A 21,233-nucleotide genomic window follows, 5' to 3' on the forward strand; every position below is an offset into this window, starting at 1 on the left:
CAAAATACAGTTGGCTTTGCTCCTTCGTCGCTTATTCTAGCCAACTATATTTTGCCATTAACAGGGCGTTATATTTTTATTTGAGTTTTGAAGTATGAAAAAAAGAAGACATCATTATGTTTGGCGTAATTATCTGCGTTCTTGGTCGGATAATGAGCAAATATGGTGTGTAAGAAACAAGAAGGTTTTTCCCACTAACTTAATGAATATAGGGCAAGAGCGAGACTTCTATCGCCTAAATGAGTTAACAAAAAAAGAAGTCTCGTTTTTAACATTATTGCTCAATCAGCATTCCTCTGAGGCAATACAAAAATTGAATCATGGGTGGATGGAACTATTTACCGCAGTATTTCAAATTCGTGAACAAGTCAATAAGCATGAGTTAAGCGATGGTGCGTTCGAAGCTGAGATTGAGAAACAAATAATTAACTTAGGTGAAGATTTTCATTGTAAAATAGAAGAAGGCGCAATAAAGTTTTTGGATGGTTTGCTAGACAATGGGACTAACTTTCTTGCTGATGAAGATAATGCTATCGAGTTTATTTATTATCTTTGTGTTCAGTATTTCCGAACTAAGAATATAAAAGAAAGTGCGGCATCTTCAGTATCTGAGTTAGACTTGTTGGATGTGGATAAAGCATGGAATATCCTAAGTCATACATTTTCTACCGCTTTGGCTTGGAGTATATATGCTGAGCGATCGCAGTGGAGTTCGGTTATTTTAGAAAACCATACATCTTTCCCTTTTCTTACTAGTGATCAACCGATTATTAACACTTACGCAGCTTTTGGAAAGCAAGTCAAAGATCACGATGAATTGGAGTTCTACTATCCATTGTCACCTGAAAAAGCACTGTTACTTACAAAGAAAGCTGAATATAAAGATATGCCATCTAAATTTTTAAATGAATTGGAGGCAAGCGGTTACAATGACATTATGATTAATATGTCCCATGAACAAATCTACTCGTTTCAAAAAGAACAGTTAGAAATGTATGTTCAAAAATATAACAAAATGTTAAACAGGGACTAAAACGTTTGGCATTATTAGCTTGAAGCTAATTTTAATGCAAATCGTTTTAGCCCGTTAACATGACGTTATATAGCATGGAGCACAAGTGAAAACTCAAGTATCTATTTTCATAATCATTATTCTTTTAATAGCTGGATGCCAGTCAACATATAAACCTAAGTTAACTCAACTAGAAAAGCAGCAGAAGAAAATGATGTTGAGAGTTGCTCCTAAGGCAGAATTTACAAAATATATTGATATCATGTTTATAAAGAGTTGCGAAGAACTATACAAATATATAGAGCCACGTGGAATAACAGTAGTATCAGCAAAAAGTAACCAAATTCTTATCCGTCTTCCATCTGGACAAACAACTGAGATTTCTATAAATAACTTAGAGTGTCAACAGTAATATTGCTATATAACAAGCTAATTAATAAGGACAAAAAACAGTTGGCTGTTTTCGTTCCTCAACATTTTAGCCAACAATTTTTTGCCCATTATTAAGGCGTTAGGCAGTAGGTCGAGTATGGATGAACAAACCAACACTATTTTAGGGTTAATCCTTGCTGTAATTATGGGAATAGTTACTTGGGCAACTATTTCTAAAAGAGAACAGCAACTTGATGATCCCGACGATGATAGCGTTATCTATTTAGATCAGCTAATAGAAAAATCTTGTCTGCAACCTAATGGTAAATACCTTTTACGAGTTTTAAGGCAAAGTGGTAATCTTCAAAAAGATGATCAAGTTTTTAATTCTCATGAAGCGGCAATAAAAAATGCAATAACTACTTTTAAACGAGCAAAAATTGACTGTGCTTACGTTACAAAAAATACAGAAGTAGAGTTTTTCTTTCGGCGTCCATATCACCACCATGGAGGGAGCACGGAGGGTAAAAAAGTAGGTAGTGTTGAAATCTACAAAATAGAGTAGCCTACTGCTAACAAGAGATTATGGCGTCAAACAGTTGGCTATGCTCGTGCCTCGTTATTATAGCCTGCCATTTTTAGCCGCTAAGCAAAGCCTTACCGTATATCCAATTGCCATATCTACCCTAATACCAAAAGTCACTTTTAGAATTTAGCTTTAAAACGTTTTTGTCCAGAAGTGATCAAACTTTATTATTAAAAAATAACTTTCATGCTCAGATAAATTATCAAACTATTGCCTAATCACCTTTCAAGAAAATGCTAATTTTTTATCAATCTTTATTATGATCGTACAAGTGCGTTGAGTTTTTACTTTACATCTTGGGCATAAAAAAGCGACTTACACCGGGGAGGTAATAAGCCGCAAAGGTCAGACATTTGGGTAATCAATAACGTCTGATTCGAACTCAATACAGTGATGTTATACGCTTTAGCATTGGCTTATAGTTGCTAGAACGTTAGAAACCCCGAGTTAGTTTAACAGTCTCAAACTGTGTGGTTTTGGTGACATAATGCGTTAATTGCTCAGAGTCGTTAAATAAGTAAGCGTGATTAAACAATAAAAACAAGCGCAGGGTTAGCGGCTGCGCTTGCTTTACATCACCACCTTGTTAGAGCAATGAGTTACATGGCAACAAAGTCATCCATTAATATCACGCCAAATGGAGCCCCACCGCCCATGTTATCAACGGCAGCAACGCTGTATAAGCCATTTGCTTCTAAGGTGACATCAAGCGGGCCAATTGCCACGGTTTTAGTCCCTGCCACAGTTACTGAAATGGTGTAATTACCCGGTGCAATCGATAAGCTGCCAGATGAGGCTTTAAATGGCACCGCGGTTAAAGCGGGTGTCGCAGCTGATATATCTGAGCTTTCAGTCAGGTAAATATCCACTTCTGGCGCAGAATACGCACTGTGCAGTACCGTTAATTTGGCTTCGGTGGCAACGCGTCTGGTTTGCTCCATTAAGATTAATGGCTCAATCATCGTGTCGGTTAACGACCCGACAGCAAAGGCGCTGTAGCTCATGCTAGTTTCCAATTCAAAAGCCGCGTTATCGATTACCACAACACTGTTATCGGCATCGGCAGCGACTGTGACGGTATGAGCTCCTGCGGGAATATTAACGTAACCGGTGAATCCACTAAACGCTAACATGTTAACGGCTGGTACTGCGCCACCATCAAGAAATACATCAACTTCTGGTGCGTCGGCAACGGCATGCACTACGCGAATATCCGCGCCTGAATTCACGTCATATAACATCACTTGGTCATCGGGTAATGCAACATGTAACATCACAGGTGCCATGCCTGCTCCCGTATTTGGGATCGCGCTAATTAAATAGTCACCCATGTCAGCAAGTGCTACGGTGCCAGAGTCATATACGACATCTTTCATGCCGGCGGCAGTAATGCGAATTTGGTAGTCACCTGCAGCAACAGATAATTGGTCGCTGTTGTCCATATAGTTGGCCGATAATGTCGGGCTCATGCTGCTAATGTCATCATTGGGGGCGGTTACATACACATCTACTAACCCCACACTTGGTGTGGCATGTAATACTTGCACCCGAGCATAACCGGCGGCAATGTCGTCCATCGGATTGGTTATTAATTTCAGCGACAATGTTTGGTCACCGACATTACCTAATGCCACAGCGGTGTATTCCATTTGGTCTTCGGTTGTCAGGGCTGCATCTAACACCATTGTGGTGCTACCATCTGCTAAAATAGCATCCACACTAATGTCGTAGCTGGCAGCGTTGACTTCAATGAGCCCGCTGGACATGGCGTAATCAACATCAGCTAAAAGCTGCGCGCCGTTGGCGTTAACGTTCACCAAAGGTGCATCACTGCTTGCATGGATTACGCGAATGTAAGACAGCTCAACGGGAGCGGGGTCTTCAACAACAACGGTGTCATCGTCGTCATCTGAACAGGCTCCAAGCGTGACTAGTGATGCGCAAAATGCTAAAGGGTAAATCCTTTTCATGGTTGGTTCCTCGTCGTCTTTAAGTGTTGTTAATCTGCGAGGGGTGTATACGGCAGGTATTTTTTATTGGTTCAATATTGGTTCGAAAAAACAACAAATTATCTGCACTTTATTGATGATATTCATTTTTAGTTAGATTAAATGTTTTTAAATTAATCGCTTACCTCTACATTTAGCGAGATAATCCATTCGACTTATTTTACTTTCACTGAAATAGAGAGACCGCTTATGACAGATAATTGCGATGATGGCGCTGTATCAAACTCAGCATTAGCAGCGACGTCATTTCGTATTGCCAGCATTAATCTGTTCAATTTTATTGCGCCGCCAGATGCCTATTATGAATTTGAAAATATTTACTCAACCGAACAATGGTTAGGTAAATTAACTTGGTTTAGTGACTTTGTCGCTAAGGCCAAGCCAGACATTATTGGCTTTCAAGAGGTGTTTAGTCCTGATGCGTTAAAAGAGTGGGCGAATAAACAGGGTTATCCCTATTTTGCGGTGGTAGGTGAGCCAGAGTTGGTGAGTGACTATGTCTATAAAAGTCCTGTCGTTGCTTTGGCTTCGAAATACCCGATAACGCAAGTGAGTGCGGTTGTGCCGCAGGCGCACAGTTGCCAGCAACTGGGATTGCCTAGTACGTTTTCCTTTAGCCGTGCGCCATTGCGTGCAACGGTTAACTTACCTCATTTTGGTGAGTGTGATTGCTATGTGATTCATTTTAAATCAAAGCGTAATCAATTAGACACCACCGTTGCCACAGACCAAACATTGTCGGGTGCAGCTGAGTTTGTTGCCCAACAAGTGTTAGGGCGTTGGGGGGCGAGTTTACAGCGTGGCAGCGAAGCAACCTTGCTCTATCATGCCATGCTCACACGGCGCTTTAGCTGTGGTCATCCGTTTGTATTAATGGGGGATTTTAACGACAGTATTCAAAGCGATTTATTTTCAGCATTTAGGCAATCAAGCCGAATTTTTCGTAGCGATATTAATGATGTTGCGCTTAGCCAAGTTAGCGACACTGAGCTACAAGCGCAATTGCAACAATTTGGTTTGTTTGACAGTTATGAGTTATTTGTTGCCCATCAAAAGGCCAATAGGACCTTAGCTCATGATGAATATGAAACTCACTCGCAAGCGTCGCAATTAATGCGACCAGCCAGCCATTATTTTGGTAATACCGGGTCAGTATTGGATTATATTTTAGTGTCGAGCGAGTTTAATCACGCGGCGATGCAAAACTTAGCGCATATCACTCACTACCAAACCTTTGACCGTCATTTAGTGCGCCCAGACTACGAGCGTGATAAAAACAGCACTGACCATGCACCGGTAATGATGACGTTTGAACTGCGTGGGCAAGTATAAGTGCTTTATTTTAAAACGTGTTTTTCGAGTACGCCGCGTTCAACCAACCGACTTAACACTTGGTGAGTTTGTTTACGAAAGATGTCCCTAAGCTGCCTGACAATAGGTGTAATTGATTGGCGGCTTGGGCAAATAAGCCATAGCTCTGACATCACAGGCGTATATTGTGGCATTACCCGCACCGCTCGGCCTGCTAAAATTTCTTCTGCCATATCTAAACACGACTTTATCGCAATGCCTTTACCGGCAATACACCATCGTTTTACGAGTTCACCATCATTGGCAGAGCGATTTCCTTTTAATTTAATTTTTTGTTCACCGCCTGGGTGCTGGAAGTGCCACTCATCTTGGCGAATATCATTGAGTTGATAAAATAAGCAGTTATGGTCGAGTAGTTGTTGCGGTGTTTGTGGCTCAGGATGAGTTTGTAAATATTGTGGACTAGCAAATAGCAGCCGCGGGACATTACAGATTTTAAAACCGTAGGCGTTAGAGTCAGTGGGTGAACCGTATCGCAGCGCCATATCAACACCGTCTCGATAAAAGTCTACATTGCTGTCACTCATGTGAGAGCGCAGTGTCACTTTAGGGTGTTGCTCCATAAAGTCATCTATCCATGGTGTGACTAAGTTACGGCCGAGATCGGACGATAAAGCAATGCGGATTTCACCGTCAATAATTCCTTCGTCTTCACGCATATTTTGTTTGGCTTGTTCGAGCATTAAGAGCGCTTGTTCGCATTGAGGTAAATAACGTTCGCCAGCAATGGATAATCTAAGCTGGCGTGTGGTGCGCACAAATAGCTCAGAACCTAATGAGGCTTCGACGCGTTTAACTGCTGCGCTTGCTGTTGCTGTGCGCATATCAAGGTGAGTGGCTGCCTTGGTAATACTTCTAAATTCAGCCACTTTAAGGATAACGATTAAATCTTCTAATAGCATATTGTCTAATCCTATTTGATAATAATTCAAATATTAGGCGGTTCTTGGCAATGAAAATTGAGCATAACATGTTCATCCTATTTTTAGGCACAATTTAGGTTAGCCAATGTCATCATTTGAATTTCAACAAGGTCCCATTCGCCCGCCATCAGAAGCGGATAGCTTACTCATTAGAACCACAGTGGGTTGCCCTTGGAATAAGTGCAATTTTTGCACCTTGTTTAAAGGCATGCAGGCATCAGTTAGGTCAGTAGAAGCCATTAAAAAAGACATTTGGGCTGCGAAACAGTTTTATAAAAACCGTAAATTTAAGCAGTGTTTTTTACAAGATGGCGACTCTTTTTCGATGGACACCGAGGATCTTATTGAGGTGTTAACCACGTTAAAACAAGCATTTCCTGAGCTCACTCAAATTAGTTCTTACGGACGCGCGCAAACCATGACGAAGAAATCATCGACTGAGATGAAAGCCATTTGTGATGCCGGTTTGAATATGCTGTATTGCGGCTTAGAGTCGGGCTCAATTGAGGTACTTAAACAAAGTCAAAAAGGCATTACTCCAAAATCGATTGTAAAGTCAGCGGCACAGGCAAAACAAGCCGGGATGAAAATGATGGCATTTGTGATTGCAGGCTTAGGTGGAAAAGCATTGTCTGCGGTACATGTTAGACAAACTGCGGCAATTTTAAATCAAATTAACCCTGATGAAATTCGGGTGCTGTCATTAGCGGTAAAAGCGGGCAGTGAATTAGATAAATTAAGGCTACAAGGTGAGTTTGAGCCATTAACTGAAATTGAAATGGTGCGAGAACAACAGCAATTATTGTCATTGTTAGATAAGGTAGACGGCCGTTACGGTCATTATCATGGGATTAACTTACTTACTGAAATTAATGGTAAGTTACCTGAAAATAAGGCTCATTTTAGCGCGATATTCCAACGGTTTTTTGCCCTGAGTGAGCAGGAACAGAATAACTTTATTCTCGGGCGGCGGTTACATTATTACGCCAGTTTAGACAGTATGAAAAACCAGTTAGTGTTCGACACGGTAACGCGTGAATTAGCTCGGATTGAACAAGATAAAATGGGCGAGCTTGAAGATATTTTTTATCAACTTAGACAACGAATGATTTAACCCGTTGCCTTAGGGTAGGTTACAACGCACCAGAAGTTATTCACTAGCCATATGCTATAACACTTAGGTTATTCAAAAAAATCAACAGCAACCCATAAAATGATTGTGATGGGGTAACTGACTTATTTTAGGCTTGCTTAGCTGCTTAGCTGCTTAGCTGCTTAGCTGCTTAGCTGCTTAGCTGCTTAGCTGCTTAGTTGCATGACCGTATAACTGATGAGGCTATGACGGCTATGCAGCGTGTTGTTAGCGTTGTCCTACAAAGCAATCAAGTCTCGATTGAGATGTGCATAGGCACATTGCTCCAGTTACTTTATATAGCCTCTCTTGAGCTTAAGCTCACTGACAAGCGTTGTTAAACTCAGGCACTACCCGTTTAGGGCTTGAGGGTATTTTTCATCTGTACACATTGATAATCAGCTTGGCGCGCTTCGAGTAAAGCACCTTGGGTCATGGCTGATAAGTGTGATGATGTGCTAATCACCTTAGTGAGCGCATCAATATTGTCGGCACTGCATAGTGTGGGTATTAAATATTGATTGAATGCGCGCATAAATACGACGCCTTGTTGATCATAGCGCGCCATCTCATCTAAGCGTTGCTGCGCCGTGGCTTGGCTAAAATATTTTTGCTCAGTTGGATACAGTGATTGCATCACAATGCGTTTTTTCGCAACCGTTAATGTATTGTCGGCAGTAAGCGCTGTTAACCATTGACGTTTATTGGCCGCGTTTGGGCGCAGTACTCGCGCTGCCAAGGCTTGTTTTTGGCCATTATTGCTGTTGTCGGTCGTTAACTCATTAGCAATTAGCTGTTGAGTATTTTTATAGTCAAAACGGCTGAGTTGCTTAATGATCGCCCAGCGTAGGTTTTGATCTAAGGTCATCCCTGTCATCGTGGCCGTGCCGAGTAACAGTTCGTGTAAATGTGATAATGATGTTGGTGTTTGGGAAAAAGTCACATAAGCCTCAAACCAGCGTCGCTGTAAGTCGCTGTTATGGGTGTTTTGCATGGCTAAGCGCAAACTCATTTGTGCTAATGCACGGGTAACCGTGTTCGCGTAGGTTTTATGGTTGGGTGACATTAACATGAGTGTGGCTTGAGCCTGATGCAGATGGCTTATGACTTGCGATAAAATTGTGTCATCGTGCTCTTTGGGGATATTCACCAAAGCCGCATTGATAAATTGCTCTACCCCCACATGGCCGTCTACTGCACTGTTCCACAAACTTTGCCATAGCATTGAGCGTAACAATGGATCATTAATGTGATTTAAGCGCCGCGTTGCAGTATTTAATGAACGTTGATCAAGCTCGACTTTTACATAGCCCCAATTGTCAATATTGGGATAAACCAAATCAGGACATTGACTGCCAATTAAAGCTGGTACTGCCGTTTTTCGGCCTTGATATGTCACGGCAAGTTGCTTGTCTTTATCAATACCGTGGCGATGCTGATTAAATAAAGCAATTTGTACTCGCTGTTCACGCAGTGCAGGGAAGTCACTATTGGCACTTTGAATAAGGTTAAACTCGCTAATTTTACCGTTGCCACAAACATATTGCGCTTTAATGGTATTCACACCTGCTTGATTTAACCATTGCTGTGTCCATTGACTTAAATCTCGGCCTGATGCGGTTTCTAAGCTGTGAATAAAATGGATTAAGGTGGCATTTTCGAAACGGTATTGCTGCAGATATTTACGTACACCTTGGCGGAAGGTGTCGTGACCAATAAGGTGGCGTAATTGCTTTAGGACTGACGCGCCTTTTTGATAAGTGATGGCGTCAATGTTATCAAAGGCGTTATGGCTACTGGTAACGGGGACGTCAATAGGATGGGCGGTGATTAAACGGTCTTTTTGATAAGCCTGTTGTTTGCTTTTGGCGTCAAAATCTTGCCAAGCGTGGTTAAACTCAGTTACTTCACTAGTGGCTAAGGCACCCATAAAAGAAGCAAAGGACTCATTTAACCATAAGCCATTCCACCATCTCATGGTGACTAAATTACCAATCCATTGCTGCGCCATTTCATGCATGATAACACTTGCAAGACTTTGTTTTTGCGCTTGAGTCATGCTGGTTTGATGTAAAAAATAGTCTTCAGAAAAGGTGATTGCAGCGGCATTTGCCATAGCTCCGTAGATGACGTTTGGCACTAATAATTGGTCATATTTTTTAAACGGGTACGCAATGCCAAAGTAGTTATCAAAAAAGCGTAAGCCTTGTTTGGTATAGGTGAACCAGTCTGCGGCGCTGACATGTTTGGCGACAGACTGACGGGCAAATAGACGCATAGGATAAGGGCCGGAATTGTCTTGCCAAACATGATATGGCCCAGCGTGCATTGAAAAATTATACGGACTGATTTTAGGTGTAGTAGGGAAATACCAAGTATTGGCCGTGCCATGTGGTGCAATGCGTGTCTCGTTTGTGGTCGATATCACGCTCCAGTCTTTTGGGGCCGTAACCGTAAGGGTAAAGTTGGCTTTTAAATCGGGTTGATCAAATAGCGCAAACATTTTCTGCGCCCCAGCGGGCTCAAAGTGTGAATATAAATAAATACGTTGATCGACAGGGTCGATAAAACGATGTAGCCCTTCGCCATTGCTGCTGTATTGGCGTTTGAAACTCACTTCAATGGTGTTTTTGCCACTCACTAATAATGTTGGGCTGAGTGTAAAATACGCACCATTGTAGTTAGGGTAAATTGATTTGCCATTAATGATAAACCGTTCAACTTGGGCTTTGTTGAGGTCTAATGTTAGCGGTGATTTTGTGCTAGCAAGATTAAAGGTCAACTTTGTTGTGGCTTTAAATTGGTTGTTGAGCGCTAAATTAGCTTTACCATTTAAGGTGGTGTTGGTTAGCTGAGTCTTATTGCGTTTATCGGTGTTTGTGCTTGAGTTAGCATCCGCGTTTAACGGCGTATTTTTACTGGAGATATTATTGGTTACATTATTATTGCCGTCAGTTAGATCAAAGCTGAGTTGGTATTCAACATTTGATACTACCGCCGAGCGCGCCATAGCTTGTGCTTGAGTGATATTGTTACTGCCATCACGTGGGATATGTAGCGATGAATTGGACGACTGACAACCTGATATTGTTAACGTGCTAAGCAGTAATAAGCCAGCGCCAAAAGAGGGTGATGTGAAGAAGCGATTATAATTATTTTTATTTGAGCGGTTCACAATTATCATCCTGATAACCAATGGATTAAGCATTAAAAAGCCGGCGCAAGCCGGCTTTTTGTTGTCGAGAAAGCGAGTGTTATAAGCCTAGAAAAGACTTAGATTTTGCTTTACGAATTTCTTTTTCGTCAGACCATTCAATTAAGCCTGTTTCAAGATCCATTAAGCGCATGGTCATTTTGTAGTATACGTCTTTGTCGCTACCTGCTTCTTTTACAATGCTAGAAAGGTTGCCGTAAAGCATGTATTGGGCACCAATTTGGCGACCAAAACGAATAGCGGTTGATGGGTCAACCATGCCAGCATTGTTTTGATAATCAAGTTGCTTGCGCACTGCGTCAACTTTAGTCATGTCGATAAAACGGAATTTACCTGAACGCAGTAATTTGGTGCTGATGGTGTCAGTGATTGATTCAGTATCAATGTGTTCTGAGGTTTTGTTTTTAATTTTGTCGACAAACATAATTGGACGTTCTTTTTGCGTCATGACCACAATTGGTGGGAAAGTAAGCATGCTGTCGACCATTTTGGCTGAAATGGCTTGTAGATCAGTAGAGCCGAAGTTTTCATTGACGGTTTCAACTTCAGTGGCATCACCGTATTGCACTTTAGATTGACAAGCGCTCAGTCCTAAAACTGCGGCCAAGACAAAGATGACTTTAATATGTTTCATAGTAGTTCCCATTGATGATTCTGATGAAATTGATAAACGTTATATAATTATTGAATAAAATCGGGTGCGATTACCAGTCTCAATCACCCAAATTAATGTTGCTCTATTCGGTTTTACTTCTATTTTAGTCGCGCTTGAGCCTGCAATGCTAATATTGTATTGCCCAGGTTTAATAAACTCCCTGGCAATTTGTGCCTGCTGAGGCAAGGTTAACCAACTGCGTCGGTCAGGTTGCTCAGTAACAACATTGAAGATTTGCATCGCAACTGAACCGACATCGTTGTCATGTTTGTTGTCACCTTTAACGCTTTTGTTGAGCTCTGATTTTGTGACCACTCTTGCCGCTTGGCGAAATAAGGCGCCTGGCAACGCTTCTTTTAACGCGTTATAAGCAAGTGCGTCGATATTAGCGATACTCTGCGCTTTTAACACGTTATTTAGCCCTGTAATTGGGGTTGTATTAAGGGGAGTTGTACGCGGATAGTAGGTTGCAAGTGCGGCCGTTTGAAAGTTACCGTCAATGGTAAAAGGCACGGTAAAACTTTGCTTTTCGGGTGCGAAACCGCGCTCAACCATAAATACGACTTGACCTTGGCCTTTTTTCGGAAGAGGTGCATCTCCCCAGCGTTTTTTAAATTCATCATATTGCGGCATAGATAATTGCTTGGCTAAGCGCACTAAATCTTGCTGTAAAAAATGGTTGTCTGGAGTAATTTGGGCTGCTTTTCGATAATCAATATAGGCATCGTTTGGTTCACCGAGCAGTTCATGCAATAAACCGGTAGTGTAATAGCTATAAGCATTTAAAAATGAGCTTGTTACTGTGCCTGAGGCTTTATTTAATTTATTGATTTCGCTGTTAATGGTGCCGTTTGCCATCTCTTTGATGCTGTCTTGTGATTTTTCATAGTGGGCTTGTTCACTACTTTGTAATTGATTGCTGCGACGCACTTCAACTAACGCACCTTGGACATCGCCCATCAGGAGATAATTTAAGGCTTGGTATTGATGCAACATAATGCGTTCATACCCTGGGCCTCGATAAGGAATGGCGTTGTCATTAAGTAAAAAGCTGCTTGAGGTGGCACCAATGTCACTGACACTGACGATGGCGCGGTCATCAAAATCTTTATAGGCTGCAATGGCTTGTTGGTAATAAGCTTTACTGTTGGCAAAGTCACCCTCTATTTGGGCGATACGTCCAGCTTCTTGAGCATATAATAGGCCATCATTACCGCTGATATTATCTGCCAGTTTAGTTAATGAGGCATTGCTAGTGCTGGTGGCAAGTTGGCTTTTATAGGGCGCAATTTGTGATGGATAATTAATGAAAATACTATTGAAAGCACACCCTGTGAGTGTCATGCAAACGATGTAAACTTGCAGCAGGCGCTTCATTTTCGGTCCTTTATAGTCGCTTGAGTTAGAGCATTAATTTGCTCTCGTTCTAACAAGGTTATCCCTTGTAGGTGATCATATTCATGAAGAAAAATACGCGCAACAAATCCACGTAATGTTTGTTGCTGCCATTGGCCGTAACGTGTTTGATACTTTACCGTTATTTGGTCTGCACGGGCAATATTAATGCGTGTATTTGGGATGGATAAACAACCTTCTTCACCAATGACTTGTTGTGATGACTGCTCAATAATACTGGGGTTAATCACCACTATGGGGTCCATTTTGGGGGCATCTGGGTAACGCTCATTGGGGTGCGATGCCATAATAAATACGGCCATATTGCTGTGTACTTGCGGCGCAGCAATGCCGACGCCTTTAGCTGCTAACAGGGTGGATAGCATTTGTTGGGTTAATTGAACAAGTTGCTGATTAAATTCGGTCACAGGCTTTGCTACACGAGTCAATATCGGTTCGCCCGTGGTGGCTATCGGTAATGTGAGTGCTAGCGCCATTGTTTCACCGTTTATTGTGATATGAATTGGTTATTGAGGCTCAATGACTGCTGGATTGAGTCTATTTATCGTGGTTATGTATTCAATATAATGCAGTTGTCATATAAATATATGATTATTGGCAGTGATGATATTGCTTTATTGCATTTATCGGGTAGATAACATTGCATGATAATTAAGTGGTTTAGCCTGCTATAGGTTGTTAAGCCGTTTTAATTATTATTGGTTTAATAATGTGGCGGCGGCGTTTCTTCTGATGCCGTTGCCATGTTGCTTGGTTCAATGGCTTGTAATTTGCTTATCATTAGCATCATTTGTCGTTGTTGCGTAGCTACTAAATCATTGAGTTTAATAACTTCTTGGTTGAGTTCTTCAATGGTTAATTCTTGGAAGCTGAGCTTGGTTTCAAGATCATCTAATTTATCCCACACTTGTTGCATGTGTACCTCTAAATATTCAAATGGGTCGTGTATAAAATCATGGCTGCGATCAAGTTTCATTTTCAACTTGGTGTAAGGCATTTATTGAGTGGAAAATATCTCCAATAAGCCCTTACTGCTGATACTCATGACTTTGTCAGGTTGTCTCATTGCAACAGAGTATACTACAGCGCCTTTGTTTTTCGTGTTTTTAGTCAGCTGTACATGCCACTTTTTATCAAGTTTACCTGAATCTATTTGCCATAACATGACTTCTCTAGCCGGTGTGCCGGTGAGAATTTGGGTGTCATTATTCACAAATTTAGCCGCGCTAAAACTTATTTGTCGACGCTTGATGTTTAATTTACCAACTACGCCAGCATTGCCAGAGTGCCAAATGTTGGCATCACCTGTTATGTCTGCGGCAAAGCTGAGTTTTCCATCGTCGCTTAATAATACTTTTGTGATGCGAGAACTGAGTTGCCATTGATGTAAAGGCTGACCTGTTTGGGTTTCCCACAAAATAACTTTGCCGCCATTGCCCCCACTTAATGCAAGCGTACCGTTAGCAGAAATTGAGACGCTGTTAATTTTTTCTTGATGACCAAGAAATTGAATGAGTTTGTTTTGTACTATTGATAATGACATGACTGAGGCATCGACTAATCCGACTAAAACATGACCATTATTTGAAATGGCAACACTGCGTGCCGTGGCCGGTAAGCTCCACCAACCAACCGATTTACCCGTTTGAATATCCCATACAACAAGAGAGTCTTTATTGAGTGTTGCAGCATATTGAGCGTTGGGGGAGATTGCCGCATCGATAACATCATTAGCTTGGCCTGATTTACCATGAACCCACTGATATTTTTTGACTTTTTTGTTGGTGTCCCACAATTGAACCCCATTGTTGGCGGTGCTGATTATAAGGTATTTTCCGTCGCGAGATAATTCGGCGTTATAGACGGCATCAGTCGTTATCGTTTGAAATTCGCTGGGGGCAGGTTGGCAACCACTAAGTAAAACAGTGTAACAAACAAGCAAAAGAAATCGGATCATGAACTTGTTCCTATTTAAGTTGTCTCAGACACACATTAATCGATATTACCGTTAGTGGTTGTCACTATTTGAGTATGTTACCTCATTTAAATGATAATTGCGTATTGGTATAACCATTACAGTTAGTATAAAGTGACAAGTTAACATTTGACTTAAGCACTTCATTTGTTTGAAGTATGCACAAATTGTAATTATAAATACTCCTGAGGAAGCTTTAATGAAACCTTTTTATAAACTATCGCTAGTAGCATTAACCGTTTTTGGTTTATCTGCTTGTAATCAAGAGCAAAAGCCTGTTGAAACTAAAGTTGACTTATCAACAGCGGCTCAAAAAGAAGCGTATAGCGTTGGTGGCTCTATTGGTGCTTACATGGCTGGTCACATTAAAGAGCAAGAAGAGCTTGGCTTTACTGTTGATCGCAGTCTAATTATTCAAGGGTTTAGTGATGGTTTAGCAGAGTCTATGAAGCTAAGCGAAGAAGAAATGCAAACCGTACTAAAAGACTTAGATAAAAAGCTAAATGACAAACGCGCTGCAAAAGCGAAAGAAGCTGCATCTAAAGCTATTGCTGACGGTAAGAAGTTCTTAGAAGATAACAAAGCCAAAGCGGGTGTAACAACAACGGATTCTGGTCTTCAATATGAAGTACTTAAAGCGGGTGAAGGTGAGAAACCTGCTGCTGAAGATACTGTTGAAGTACAATATCGCGGTACATTAATTGACGGTACTGAGTTCGATAGTTCTTACAAACGTGGTGAGCCAGCTAAATTCCCACTAAACCGTGTTATTCCTGGTTGGACTGAAGGTGTTCAATTAATGTCTGTTGGTGCTAAGTATAAATTTGTTATCCCTGCAAACCTTGCTTATGGCGAACGTGATACTGGTACTATTCCTGCCAACTCAACACTTGTGTTTGAAGTAGAACTACTTTCTATTGAAAAAGCACATTCTGCTGATCATTCAGAAGCGGCAAAAAAATAACCGTTTTTGAGTTAATCAAAAAGGACGCTTAGGCGTCCTTTTTTGTCTCTATGGTAAATATCATAAAGTGTAAATGGCTGAGCTTTGGGCATAAGCGCACTAACAAGATAAAACAATTTACGTTAAAATTAGCCAAGGTTAATTGGCTTGGAAGTATTATGGAATATGATTTTCGTCGAAATCGGTTTGAAGGGACTGTCTTTGCACAATTTAGCATGGAACACGCCGTTTTAGGGCGTTGGTTTACTGAAGAGTTAGGCAGTGATGAAACTCAGATAAACCATATATTGACTCAAATAGTGTCATTACAAGCGGGCACTAACATGCATTGGCGTCACATTGGTGATGAGCTCACCATTGACATGGATACCGAGCAAGTACGAGTATTTGCCAGTGTCATAGCGTCAGAAGAAGAGCATGAGCTTCAAGAGTCTATGTCACTTTATGATGCGGAGTCAGAGTCATTTTGTGGCTTAGAAGACTTTGAAAGTGTATTGAAGAGCTGGTTAGTCTTTATCAAGCAAAAATAACCTTGCTTAGGCTGGTTCAGTGAGATTCAAAGGTTTGAATTTAACGCTTTAGATTAGATGAGCAAATGATGAAGCGGTTAATGGGACAAATAGAAAAGGTTAATATTCACACTTAAGGAATTGATTTGTTTAAATTTAATTTGCCGTTTTTTATTCTAGCTAAATCATTATTGATGACGTTTGCCCAGCGCTTCACAATCAAAAAACCGCCAACTGGCGGTTTTTTATTTTAAGTATTGTTATTACCATTGCGCATCAGTGATTCAAATAACGTACGGCCATTTCAGTACGTGATTTAGCGTTAGCTTTACGCAATAAATTTTTCACGTGTACTTTCACTGTTCCTTCACTAATGTGCAGGTCTTCAGAAATGACTCGATTACTTTTACCTTCAGCTAGTTCTTGTAAAATTTGCAACTCTCTTGGTGTTAAACTCGTAATCCATTCGTCATCAGCGGATGCATTTTTTAGCTCATACATATAGGCTTCTACTTCATCGCTAACAACGCGGTGGCCTAACATGGCATTTTTAAGTTGTTCAAGTAATAAGTCTGGCTCTGTGTCTTTGAGTAAATAACCATCAGCGCCAGCTCTAAGTAAGCGGATGACATCTTGTTTGGCATCCGATACCGTTAAGATAACAATACGAGCGGTGATCCCTTCTTGACGTAACGCATTAAGGGTATCAAGCCCAGACATGCCTTTCATATTAAGATCAAGCAATACGATATCTGGTTCATCTTTTTGAAGCGTGGTTAAAGCATCAAGCCCATTGCCGGCCTCACCAAATAAGGTGAAGTCTTCATCAGATGAAACAAGTTCACAAATTCCCCGACGAAGCAATGGATGATCATCGACGACAAGTACTGAATAAGGTTTACCCATTTAAAGGCTCCTGCTGAGGTGGAAAGCTAAGGATAACGGTTGAACCACCATCTATGTTACTACGAAAGTTAATAGTACCGTTAAGTTTGTTTGCTCTTTCATGCATGATGCCAATGCCAAAGTGCTGATCTCGTTCTTTAATGTGTTCAATTCCTAAGCCGTTATCGCAAATTGAAATGCTCGGGTGGCCTTTATCATTAACGTTGCATTTAATACAAATTTTAGTCGCATTAGCGTGTTTTATAGAGTTTAACGTAGCTTCACGGGTGATTTGTAATATGTGGATATGCTGTTTGGCTTCCATTAAATGTGCAGGCAAATGATACTCAAGAAGTAACTGGGCGTCAGATTGTCCGCGTAATTGATCGAGCATCATTTCAATGCCTTGATGTAAGTCTGGCTCTTTTAGTGTCAATCTGAAAGTAGATAATAATTCTCGCAATTGACTATAGGCTGTGGTGACACCAGCATTAATTTGATGTAACTGTTTTTCTGCCTCTTCTTTGCCTTGGTCGCGTTTAAGGCTTTTGGTAAGCAGGTTAACTTGAATTTTTAAGAAAGATAATAGTTGGCCTAAAGAGTCGTGAAGTTCACGAGCGATGACCGCTCGTTCTTCCATTAATGCGAGCTGTTGACGTTGCTCCGTTGCATTATGAATGGTGATTGAGCGAGTTAACATCATGGCGAAGTTTGCCAGTAATTGAGTATTAACCGCTTTTTGTGAAATAACGTCTAAATGCCCTAAGTGCTTATTGTTATGTATCAGTGGAAATGACACTGATTTGAGCTCGGAGTCTGCATCAGGCCAACCATCTAATGCTTCAATAACATCTTGAGTTTCATCCTGATGTTCAATGACTAACCGCAAATAGGATATGCGTTCAAAGTGTTTTAGTTGATTTAAGGCGCCTTGCAGAGTTTTGTATTCAAGTTTATCAGCTTGCAGTTTTATTAAGTTATCGTAAAGAAAGTTAAGTTCGTTATTGGCACGGGTGAGCGCCACGGTTTTTTCATTAACTTGACCTTCGAGATCACGATATAAGGTCGATAGTTCGGTGGTAATTTTCTTTAGTGCATTACTTAACGCGGTTAATTCAATGTATTCCGTTTTAGGCATTTCTACATCAAACACCCCTCGGGAAATCGTTTCTGCACTATCCATCAATTGATGTAACGGTTTTACGACGCGTTTTCGCGTATACGACACCGCGATCACGGCAATAAACAGCATTAATATTAACCCGCTAATTTGACTAATTACCAGCCATCTTAATTTCAGCGCAGCAAACTGCTCCATTTTGAACACTAAAGTGTCAATGGTGTCGACAAAGTTTTTTAAGCCATTTTTATACTGCGTTAATTTGCCTTGCTCTATATAGGTACGCATTAATTGCCAGCGATTGATGACCTGTAAATATTGATCTGACAATTGAGTTGGGGAATACCAATTTAATGACCGTTGCAATGCCGGAGAATCGAGGGTTTTTTCAAACTGAATGATTTTTTCGTTGGTTTGTTCTGGTTCATTTTGGGCATAAAGCAATAAGCGATAGCTTTGCATCCGCAGTGACCCAGAGGCGTTGATTGCTTTTGCATCGCCGATACTGATGGATAAATTGAAAATTGCATACAGAGCCAAACTTGAAGAAAGCAAAATGAAGGCTAACATTAAACCTAAAATTGTTGAAGTAAGACTGCCACGCTTAATCATGAGTGCCTTTAACATTAAAATTGACCATTACAAACTGTTACTAATAATACTAAATTTAGCATAGGAATAGCAGTTGTTTATTGTGTTGAATACATTAGTTATTACTACTTTATGATGGCGACATGGAAAAAATGTGAGTTATAACACGGTGACATTTTTGATCTTGCGCAAAGTTCTATGGCAATACTTATTAAGAGGTATTTTTAAAGCTTATTAAAAGCGATAAGTTTGAAAATGAATGGAAGTACTATGTATAAATAATAAAACGTAACACGGAGAATGGTGATGAAGATGAATGCAAAAAAAGCGGCAATAAGCGCTATCCTTGCAAGTTCATTTATTGTTTCTGGCGCTTTTGCAAGCGATAAAACAGAACCTAGAAATGAAGTGTATAAAGATAGATATTCTGCTCAGTTTGAGTCGTGGCATGCTACTGACGAAAGTACTGAAAATACGGATCTACTTAAAGAAGATCCTCGTTTAGTTATTTTGTGGGCCGGTTACGGTTTTGCGAAAGATTACAATGCGCCTCGTGGGCATATGTATGCGATAACTGACATACGAAATACACTACGTACCGGTGCGCCAAAAAGCGATACTGATGGCCCTATGCCAATGGCATGTTGGAGTTGTAAAAGCCCTGACGTACCGCGTGTTATTGAGGAACAAGGTGAGGATGGCTATTTCTCAGGTAAGTGGGCGAAATCTGGCGCTGAAATTGTCAACGTAATTGGTTGTTCTGATTGTCACGTTAAAGGCTCGCCACGCTTGCGCGTTTCTCGTCCTTTTGCTTTGCGTGCAATGGAAACATTAGGCACACCGTTTGATAAAGCTTCTCGTAAAGACAAGCAGTCAATGGTTTGTGGTCAATGTCACGTTGAATACTACTTTGAGAAAACAAAAGACAAAAAAGGTTTTGTTCGCTTCCCTTGGGATATGGGCACTACAGCCGACCAAATGGAAGTTTACTATGACAACCTAGAGTTTTCTGATTGGACTAATGCGTTATCTAAAGCGCCAATGCTAAAAGCTCAGCATCCTGGTTATGAAACTTGGAAACTAGGCGTTCACGGTAAAAATAACGTCTCATGTACAGATTGTCATATGCCTCGCGTAGCGAAAGCAAACGGCAAAGGTAAATTTACCGATCACAAAGTGGGTAACCCATTTGATCGCTTTAAAGAAACCTGTGGTACTTGTCATACTCAAAGCAAAGAGTTCATGGTTAATTTAACTAATGAACGTAAGCAAAAAGTAGCTGATCTAAATGATCGTGTTGAAAACCAATTGGTTAAAGCTCACTTTGAAGCTAAAGCTGCATGGGATGCTGGTGCATCTAAAGAAGAAATGAAAGCTATCTTAACTGATATCCGTCATTCTCAATGGCGCTGGGATTATGCAACTGCCTCTCATGGTGTTGCCGCTCATGCTCCTGAAGAAGCATTACGTGTATTAGGCACTGCAGTAGATAAAGTTGGCCAAGCACGTATTAAACTTGCTCGTTTACTTACCGCTAAAGGTGTTAAACAACCTATCTCTTATCCAGATATTTCAACTAAAGCGAAAGCGCAAGCTGCTTTAGGTATGGATATGAAGAAATTAAATGCTGAAAAAGAACACTTCAAGAAAACAGTTGTACCGAAGTGGGAAGCAGAAGCTAAAAAACGTGAAGCGACCTATAAATAACTTTTATAGCGACAGCTAACATTAAAAAGCCCTCTTTATGAGGGCTTTTTACTGCATCGAATTTGATGTGAAAATCTATCACGTTGAAATACCTAACTCATGTTCGTTTTTGAGTGTTACTTAGCCTGACTAAAACCGATCCACAAATAGCTTGCGCAGTTAAATTTATCCTCCTGAAACCTCCCCATTAATCAACGTTGATTACCGTCGTTGCCCAACAATTGTGCATGCGCAATGAATGTAAATATTGTTTATTAATTATCAATGAAAACGCACCAAAAATAGGCAATGTATTTTTTATGTTGCACTTTTATGGTGCCTAAAAAGATGTGCATATGTGTATTTTTATTTTATTATTCAATATTTTCAATTAGTTAAATAATTGGCCTAATGATTGAATTGTTGTATTCAGCAAATAACAACAAATTGAATTAATTGGAGGTCGAGATGAAACTCGTCAGCGCAATCATCAAACCATTTAAGTTAGATGATGTCCGTGAAGCAATTGCAGGCATGGGTATTGAAGGCATGACCGTTACCGAAGTAAAAGGTTTTGGTCGTCAAAAAGGACATACTGAGCTTTATCGAGGCGCTGAGTATCAAGTGGATTTTCTACCAAAGGTTAAACTCGAAATTGCGACAAAATCTGAAAATTTAGACATGCTAGTTGAAGCCATTAGTTCAGCGGCACATACCGGCAAGATTGGCGACGGTAAAATTTTTGTCACTGAATTAGAACAAGCAATCCGTATCCGTACGGGCGAGCTTGATAACGAAGCGCTTTAGGGGGAA

The 21,233-nt window shown here is 40.7% G+C and carries 19 protein-coding genes; 9 read left to right on the plus strand and 10 right to left on the minus strand.

All coding sequences use genetic code 11. The features are described 5' to 3' along the window. Positions 1-94: 94 nt before the first annotated feature. From G3R48_RS15435 to G3R48_RS15445, 3 genes are all read left to right on the plus strand, one after another. Positions 95-1,033: a DUF4238 domain-containing protein gene (locus tag G3R48_RS15435; protein WP_153666119.1), complete on the plus strand. Its 939-nt coding sequence runs from the start codon at positions 95-97 to the stop codon at positions 1,031-1,033. Positions 1,034-1,118: 85 nt separating this feature from the next. Then, positions 1,119-1,424 (plus strand): hypothetical protein, encoded by a 306-nt coding sequence (locus tag G3R48_RS15440; protein WP_153666120.1) that lies wholly within the window; start codon positions 1,119-1,121, stop codon positions 1,422-1,424. A gap of 117 nt (positions 1,425-1,541) precedes the next feature. Further along, positions 1,542-1,949: a hypothetical protein gene (locus G3R48_RS15445; RefSeq protein WP_153666121.1), complete on the plus strand. Its 408-nt coding sequence runs from the start codon at positions 1,542-1,544 to the stop codon at positions 1,947-1,949. Positions 1,950-2,569: 620 nt separating this feature from the next. Here the strand turns inward: G3R48_RS15445 and G3R48_RS15450 are convergent. Further along, on the minus strand, positions 2,570-3,940 hold the full coding sequence (locus G3R48_RS15450; RefSeq protein ID WP_153666122.1) for a DUF4397 domain-containing protein: 1,371 nt from the start codon (positions 3,938-3,940) through the stop codon (positions 2,570-2,572). Positions 3,941-4,168: 228 nt separating this feature from the next. Here G3R48_RS15450 and G3R48_RS15455 point away from each other — a divergent pair, with 228 nt between their 5' ends. Continuing rightward, positions 4,169-5,311 carry an endonuclease/exonuclease/phosphatase family protein gene (locus G3R48_RS15455; RefSeq protein WP_153666123.1) on the plus strand — a complete coding sequence of 381 codons (1,143 nt, stop codon included), beginning with the start codon at positions 4,169-4,171 and terminating at the stop codon, positions 5,309-5,311. Between the two features lie 5 nt (positions 5,312-5,316). On the opposite strand, the gene G3R48_RS15460 is transcribed toward G3R48_RS15455, so the two are convergent. Further along, on the minus strand, positions 5,317-6,252 hold the full coding sequence (locus G3R48_RS15460; protein ID WP_153666124.1) for a LysR family transcriptional regulator: 936 nt from the start codon (positions 6,250-6,252) through the stop codon (positions 5,317-5,319). Positions 6,253-6,358: 106 nt separating this feature from the next. On the opposite strand from G3R48_RS15460, the gene G3R48_RS15465 reads away from it, so the two are divergent. Further along, on the plus strand, positions 6,359-7,387 hold the full coding sequence (locus G3R48_RS15465; protein ID WP_153666125.1) for a radical SAM protein: 1,029 nt from the start codon (positions 6,359-6,361) through the stop codon (positions 7,385-7,387). Positions 7,388-7,763: 376 nt separating this feature from the next. On the opposite strand, the gene pepN is transcribed toward G3R48_RS15465, so the two are convergent. From pepN to G3R48_RS15495, 6 genes are all read right to left on the minus strand, one after another. Then, positions 7,764-10,580 carry an aminopeptidase N gene (gene pepN / locus G3R48_RS15470; protein WP_323741281.1) on the minus strand — a complete coding sequence of 939 codons (2,817 nt, stop codon included), beginning with the start codon at positions 10,578-10,580 and terminating at the stop codon, positions 7,764-7,766. 79 nt (positions 10,581-10,659) lie between these two features. After that, complete coding sequence (gene lpoB, locus G3R48_RS15475; RefSeq protein WP_194823919.1) at positions 10,660-11,253, minus strand: penicillin-binding protein activator LpoB; 594 nt, start codon at positions 11,251-11,253, stop codon at positions 10,660-10,662. A gap of 39 nt (positions 11,254-11,292) precedes the next feature. Then, complete coding sequence (locus G3R48_RS15480; protein WP_153666127.1) at positions 11,293-12,651, minus strand: COG3014 family protein; 1,359 nt, start codon at positions 12,649-12,651, stop codon at positions 11,293-11,295. Next, the gene (def, locus tag G3R48_RS15485; RefSeq protein ID WP_153666128.1) at positions 12,648-13,166 is read right to left on the minus strand and encodes a peptide deformylase; all 519 of its coding nucleotides are present in this window, start codon (positions 13,164-13,166) and stop codon (positions 12,648-12,650) included. Before def ends, G3R48_RS15480 begins: the two co-directional genes overlap by 4 nt. A 227-nt stretch (positions 13,167-13,393) precedes the next feature. Next, a complete protein-coding gene (locus G3R48_RS15490) occupies positions 13,394-13,606 on the minus strand; it encodes a SlyX family protein (RefSeq protein WP_153666179.1) in 213 nt (70 codons plus the stop codon). An 81-nt stretch (positions 13,607-13,687) separates the two neighbouring features. Next, positions 13,688-14,647 carry a WD40 repeat domain-containing protein gene (locus tag G3R48_RS15495; RefSeq protein ID WP_153666129.1) on the minus strand — a complete coding sequence of 320 codons (960 nt, stop codon included), beginning with the start codon at positions 14,645-14,647 and terminating at the stop codon, positions 13,688-13,690. 217 nt (positions 14,648-14,864) lie between these two features. Between G3R48_RS15495 and fkpA the strand changes: the two genes are divergently transcribed. Together fkpA and G3R48_RS15505 are read left to right on the plus strand one after the other, a co-directional pair. Then, on the plus strand, positions 14,865-15,629 hold the full coding sequence (fkpA, locus tag G3R48_RS15500; protein WP_153666130.1) for an FKBP-type peptidyl-prolyl cis-trans isomerase: 765 nt from the start codon (positions 14,865-14,867) through the stop codon (positions 15,627-15,629). Positions 15,630-15,787: 158 nt separating this feature from the next. Next, positions 15,788-16,159 (plus strand): YacL family protein, encoded by a 372-nt coding sequence (locus G3R48_RS15505; protein ID WP_153666131.1) that lies wholly within the window; start codon positions 15,788-15,790, stop codon positions 16,157-16,159. A gap of 255 nt (positions 16,160-16,414) precedes the next feature. On the opposite strand, the gene G3R48_RS15510 is transcribed toward G3R48_RS15505, so the two are convergent. Together G3R48_RS15510 and narQ are read right to left on the minus strand one after the other, a co-directional pair. Continuing rightward, positions 16,415-17,044: a response regulator gene (locus tag G3R48_RS15510; protein ID WP_153666132.1), complete on the minus strand. Its 630-nt coding sequence runs from the start codon at positions 17,042-17,044 to the stop codon at positions 16,415-16,417. After that, positions 17,037-18,770 (minus strand): nitrate/nitrite two-component system sensor histidine kinase NarQ, encoded by a 1,734-nt coding sequence (gene narQ, locus G3R48_RS15515; RefSeq protein WP_228497514.1) that lies wholly within the window; start codon positions 18,768-18,770, stop codon positions 17,037-17,039. Before narQ ends, G3R48_RS15510 begins: the two co-directional genes overlap by 8 nt. A gap of 264 nt (positions 18,771-19,034) precedes the next feature. On the opposite strand from narQ, the gene nrfA reads away from it, so the two are divergent. Then, on the plus strand, positions 19,035-20,441 hold the full coding sequence (gene nrfA, locus G3R48_RS15520; protein WP_153666133.1) for an ammonia-forming nitrite reductase cytochrome c552 subunit: 1,407 nt from the start codon (positions 19,035-19,037) through the stop codon (positions 20,439-20,441). Between the two features lie 447 nt (positions 20,442-20,888). Beyond that, positions 20,889-21,227, plus strand: coding sequence for a P-II family nitrogen regulator (locus G3R48_RS15525; RefSeq protein WP_153666134.1), 339 nt, complete (start codon positions 20,889-20,891; stop codon positions 21,225-21,227). The last annotated feature ends 6 nt before the right edge of the window (positions 21,228-21,233 follow it).

The organism is Shewanella intestini (genome assembly GCF_018221465.1).
GTDB lineage: Bacteria > Pseudomonadota > Gammaproteobacteria > Enterobacterales > Shewanellaceae > Shewanella > Shewanella intestini.

What these genes read in the sequence shown, in the direction of transcription:
- G3R48_RS15435 (WP_153666119.1), top strand. Translation starts at nt 95, where the DNA reads ATGAAAAAAAGAAGACATCATTATGTTTGGCGTAATTATCTGCGTTCT.
- G3R48_RS15445 (WP_153666121.1), top strand. Translation starts at nt 1,542, where the DNA reads ATGGATGAACAAACCAACACTATTTTAGGGTTAATCCTTGCTGTAATT.
- G3R48_RS15450 (WP_153666122.1), bottom strand. Translation starts at nt 3,940, where the DNA reads ATGAAAAGGATTTACCCTTTAGCATTTTGCGCATCACTAGTCACGCTT.
- G3R48_RS15455 (WP_153666123.1), top strand. Translation starts at nt 4,169, where the DNA reads ATGACAGATAATTGCGATGATGGCGCTGTATCAAACTCAGCATTAGCA.
- G3R48_RS15460 (WP_153666124.1), bottom strand. Translation starts at nt 6,252, where the DNA reads ATGCTATTAGAAGATTTAATCGTTATCCTTAAAGTGGCTGAATTTAGA.
- G3R48_RS15465 (WP_153666125.1), top strand. Translation starts at nt 6,359, where the DNA reads ATGTCATCATTTGAATTTCAACAAGGTCCCATTCGCCCGCCATCAGAA.
- lpoB (WP_194823919.1), bottom strand. Translation starts at nt 11,253, where the DNA reads ATGAAACATATTAAAGTCATCTTTGTCTTGGCCGCAGTTTTAGGACTG.
- G3R48_RS15480 (WP_153666127.1), bottom strand. Translation starts at nt 12,651, where the DNA reads ATGAAGCGCCTGCTGCAAGTTTACATCGTTTGCATGACACTCACAGGG.
- def (WP_153666128.1), bottom strand. Translation starts at nt 13,166, where the DNA reads ATGGCGCTAGCACTCACATTACCGATAGCCACCACGGGCGAACCGATA.
- G3R48_RS15490 (WP_153666179.1), bottom strand. Translation starts at nt 13,606, where the DNA reads ATGCAACAAGTGTGGGATAAATTAGATGATCTTGAAACCAAGCTCAGC.
- G3R48_RS15495 (WP_153666129.1), bottom strand. Translation starts at nt 14,647, where the DNA reads ATGATCCGATTTCTTTTGCTTGTTTGTTACACTGTTTTACTTAGTGGT.
- fkpA (WP_153666130.1), top strand. Translation starts at nt 14,865, where the DNA reads ATGAAACCTTTTTATAAACTATCGCTAGTAGCATTAACCGTTTTTGGT.
- G3R48_RS15505 (WP_153666131.1), top strand. Translation starts at nt 15,788, where the DNA reads ATGGAATATGATTTTCGTCGAAATCGGTTTGAAGGGACTGTCTTTGCA.
- G3R48_RS15510 (WP_153666132.1), bottom strand. Translation starts at nt 17,044, where the DNA reads ATGGGTAAACCTTATTCAGTACTTGTCGTCGATGATCATCCATTGCTT.
- narQ (WP_228497514.1), bottom strand. Translation starts at nt 18,770, where the DNA reads ATGTTAAAGGCACTCATGATTAAGCGTGGCAGTCTTACTTCAACAATT.
- nrfA (WP_153666133.1), top strand. Translation starts at nt 19,035, where the DNA reads ATGGTGATGAAGATGAATGCAAAAAAAGCGGCAATAAGCGCTATCCTT.
- G3R48_RS15525 (WP_153666134.1), top strand. Translation starts at nt 20,889, where the DNA reads ATGAAACTCGTCAGCGCAATCATCAAACCATTTAAGTTAGATGATGTC.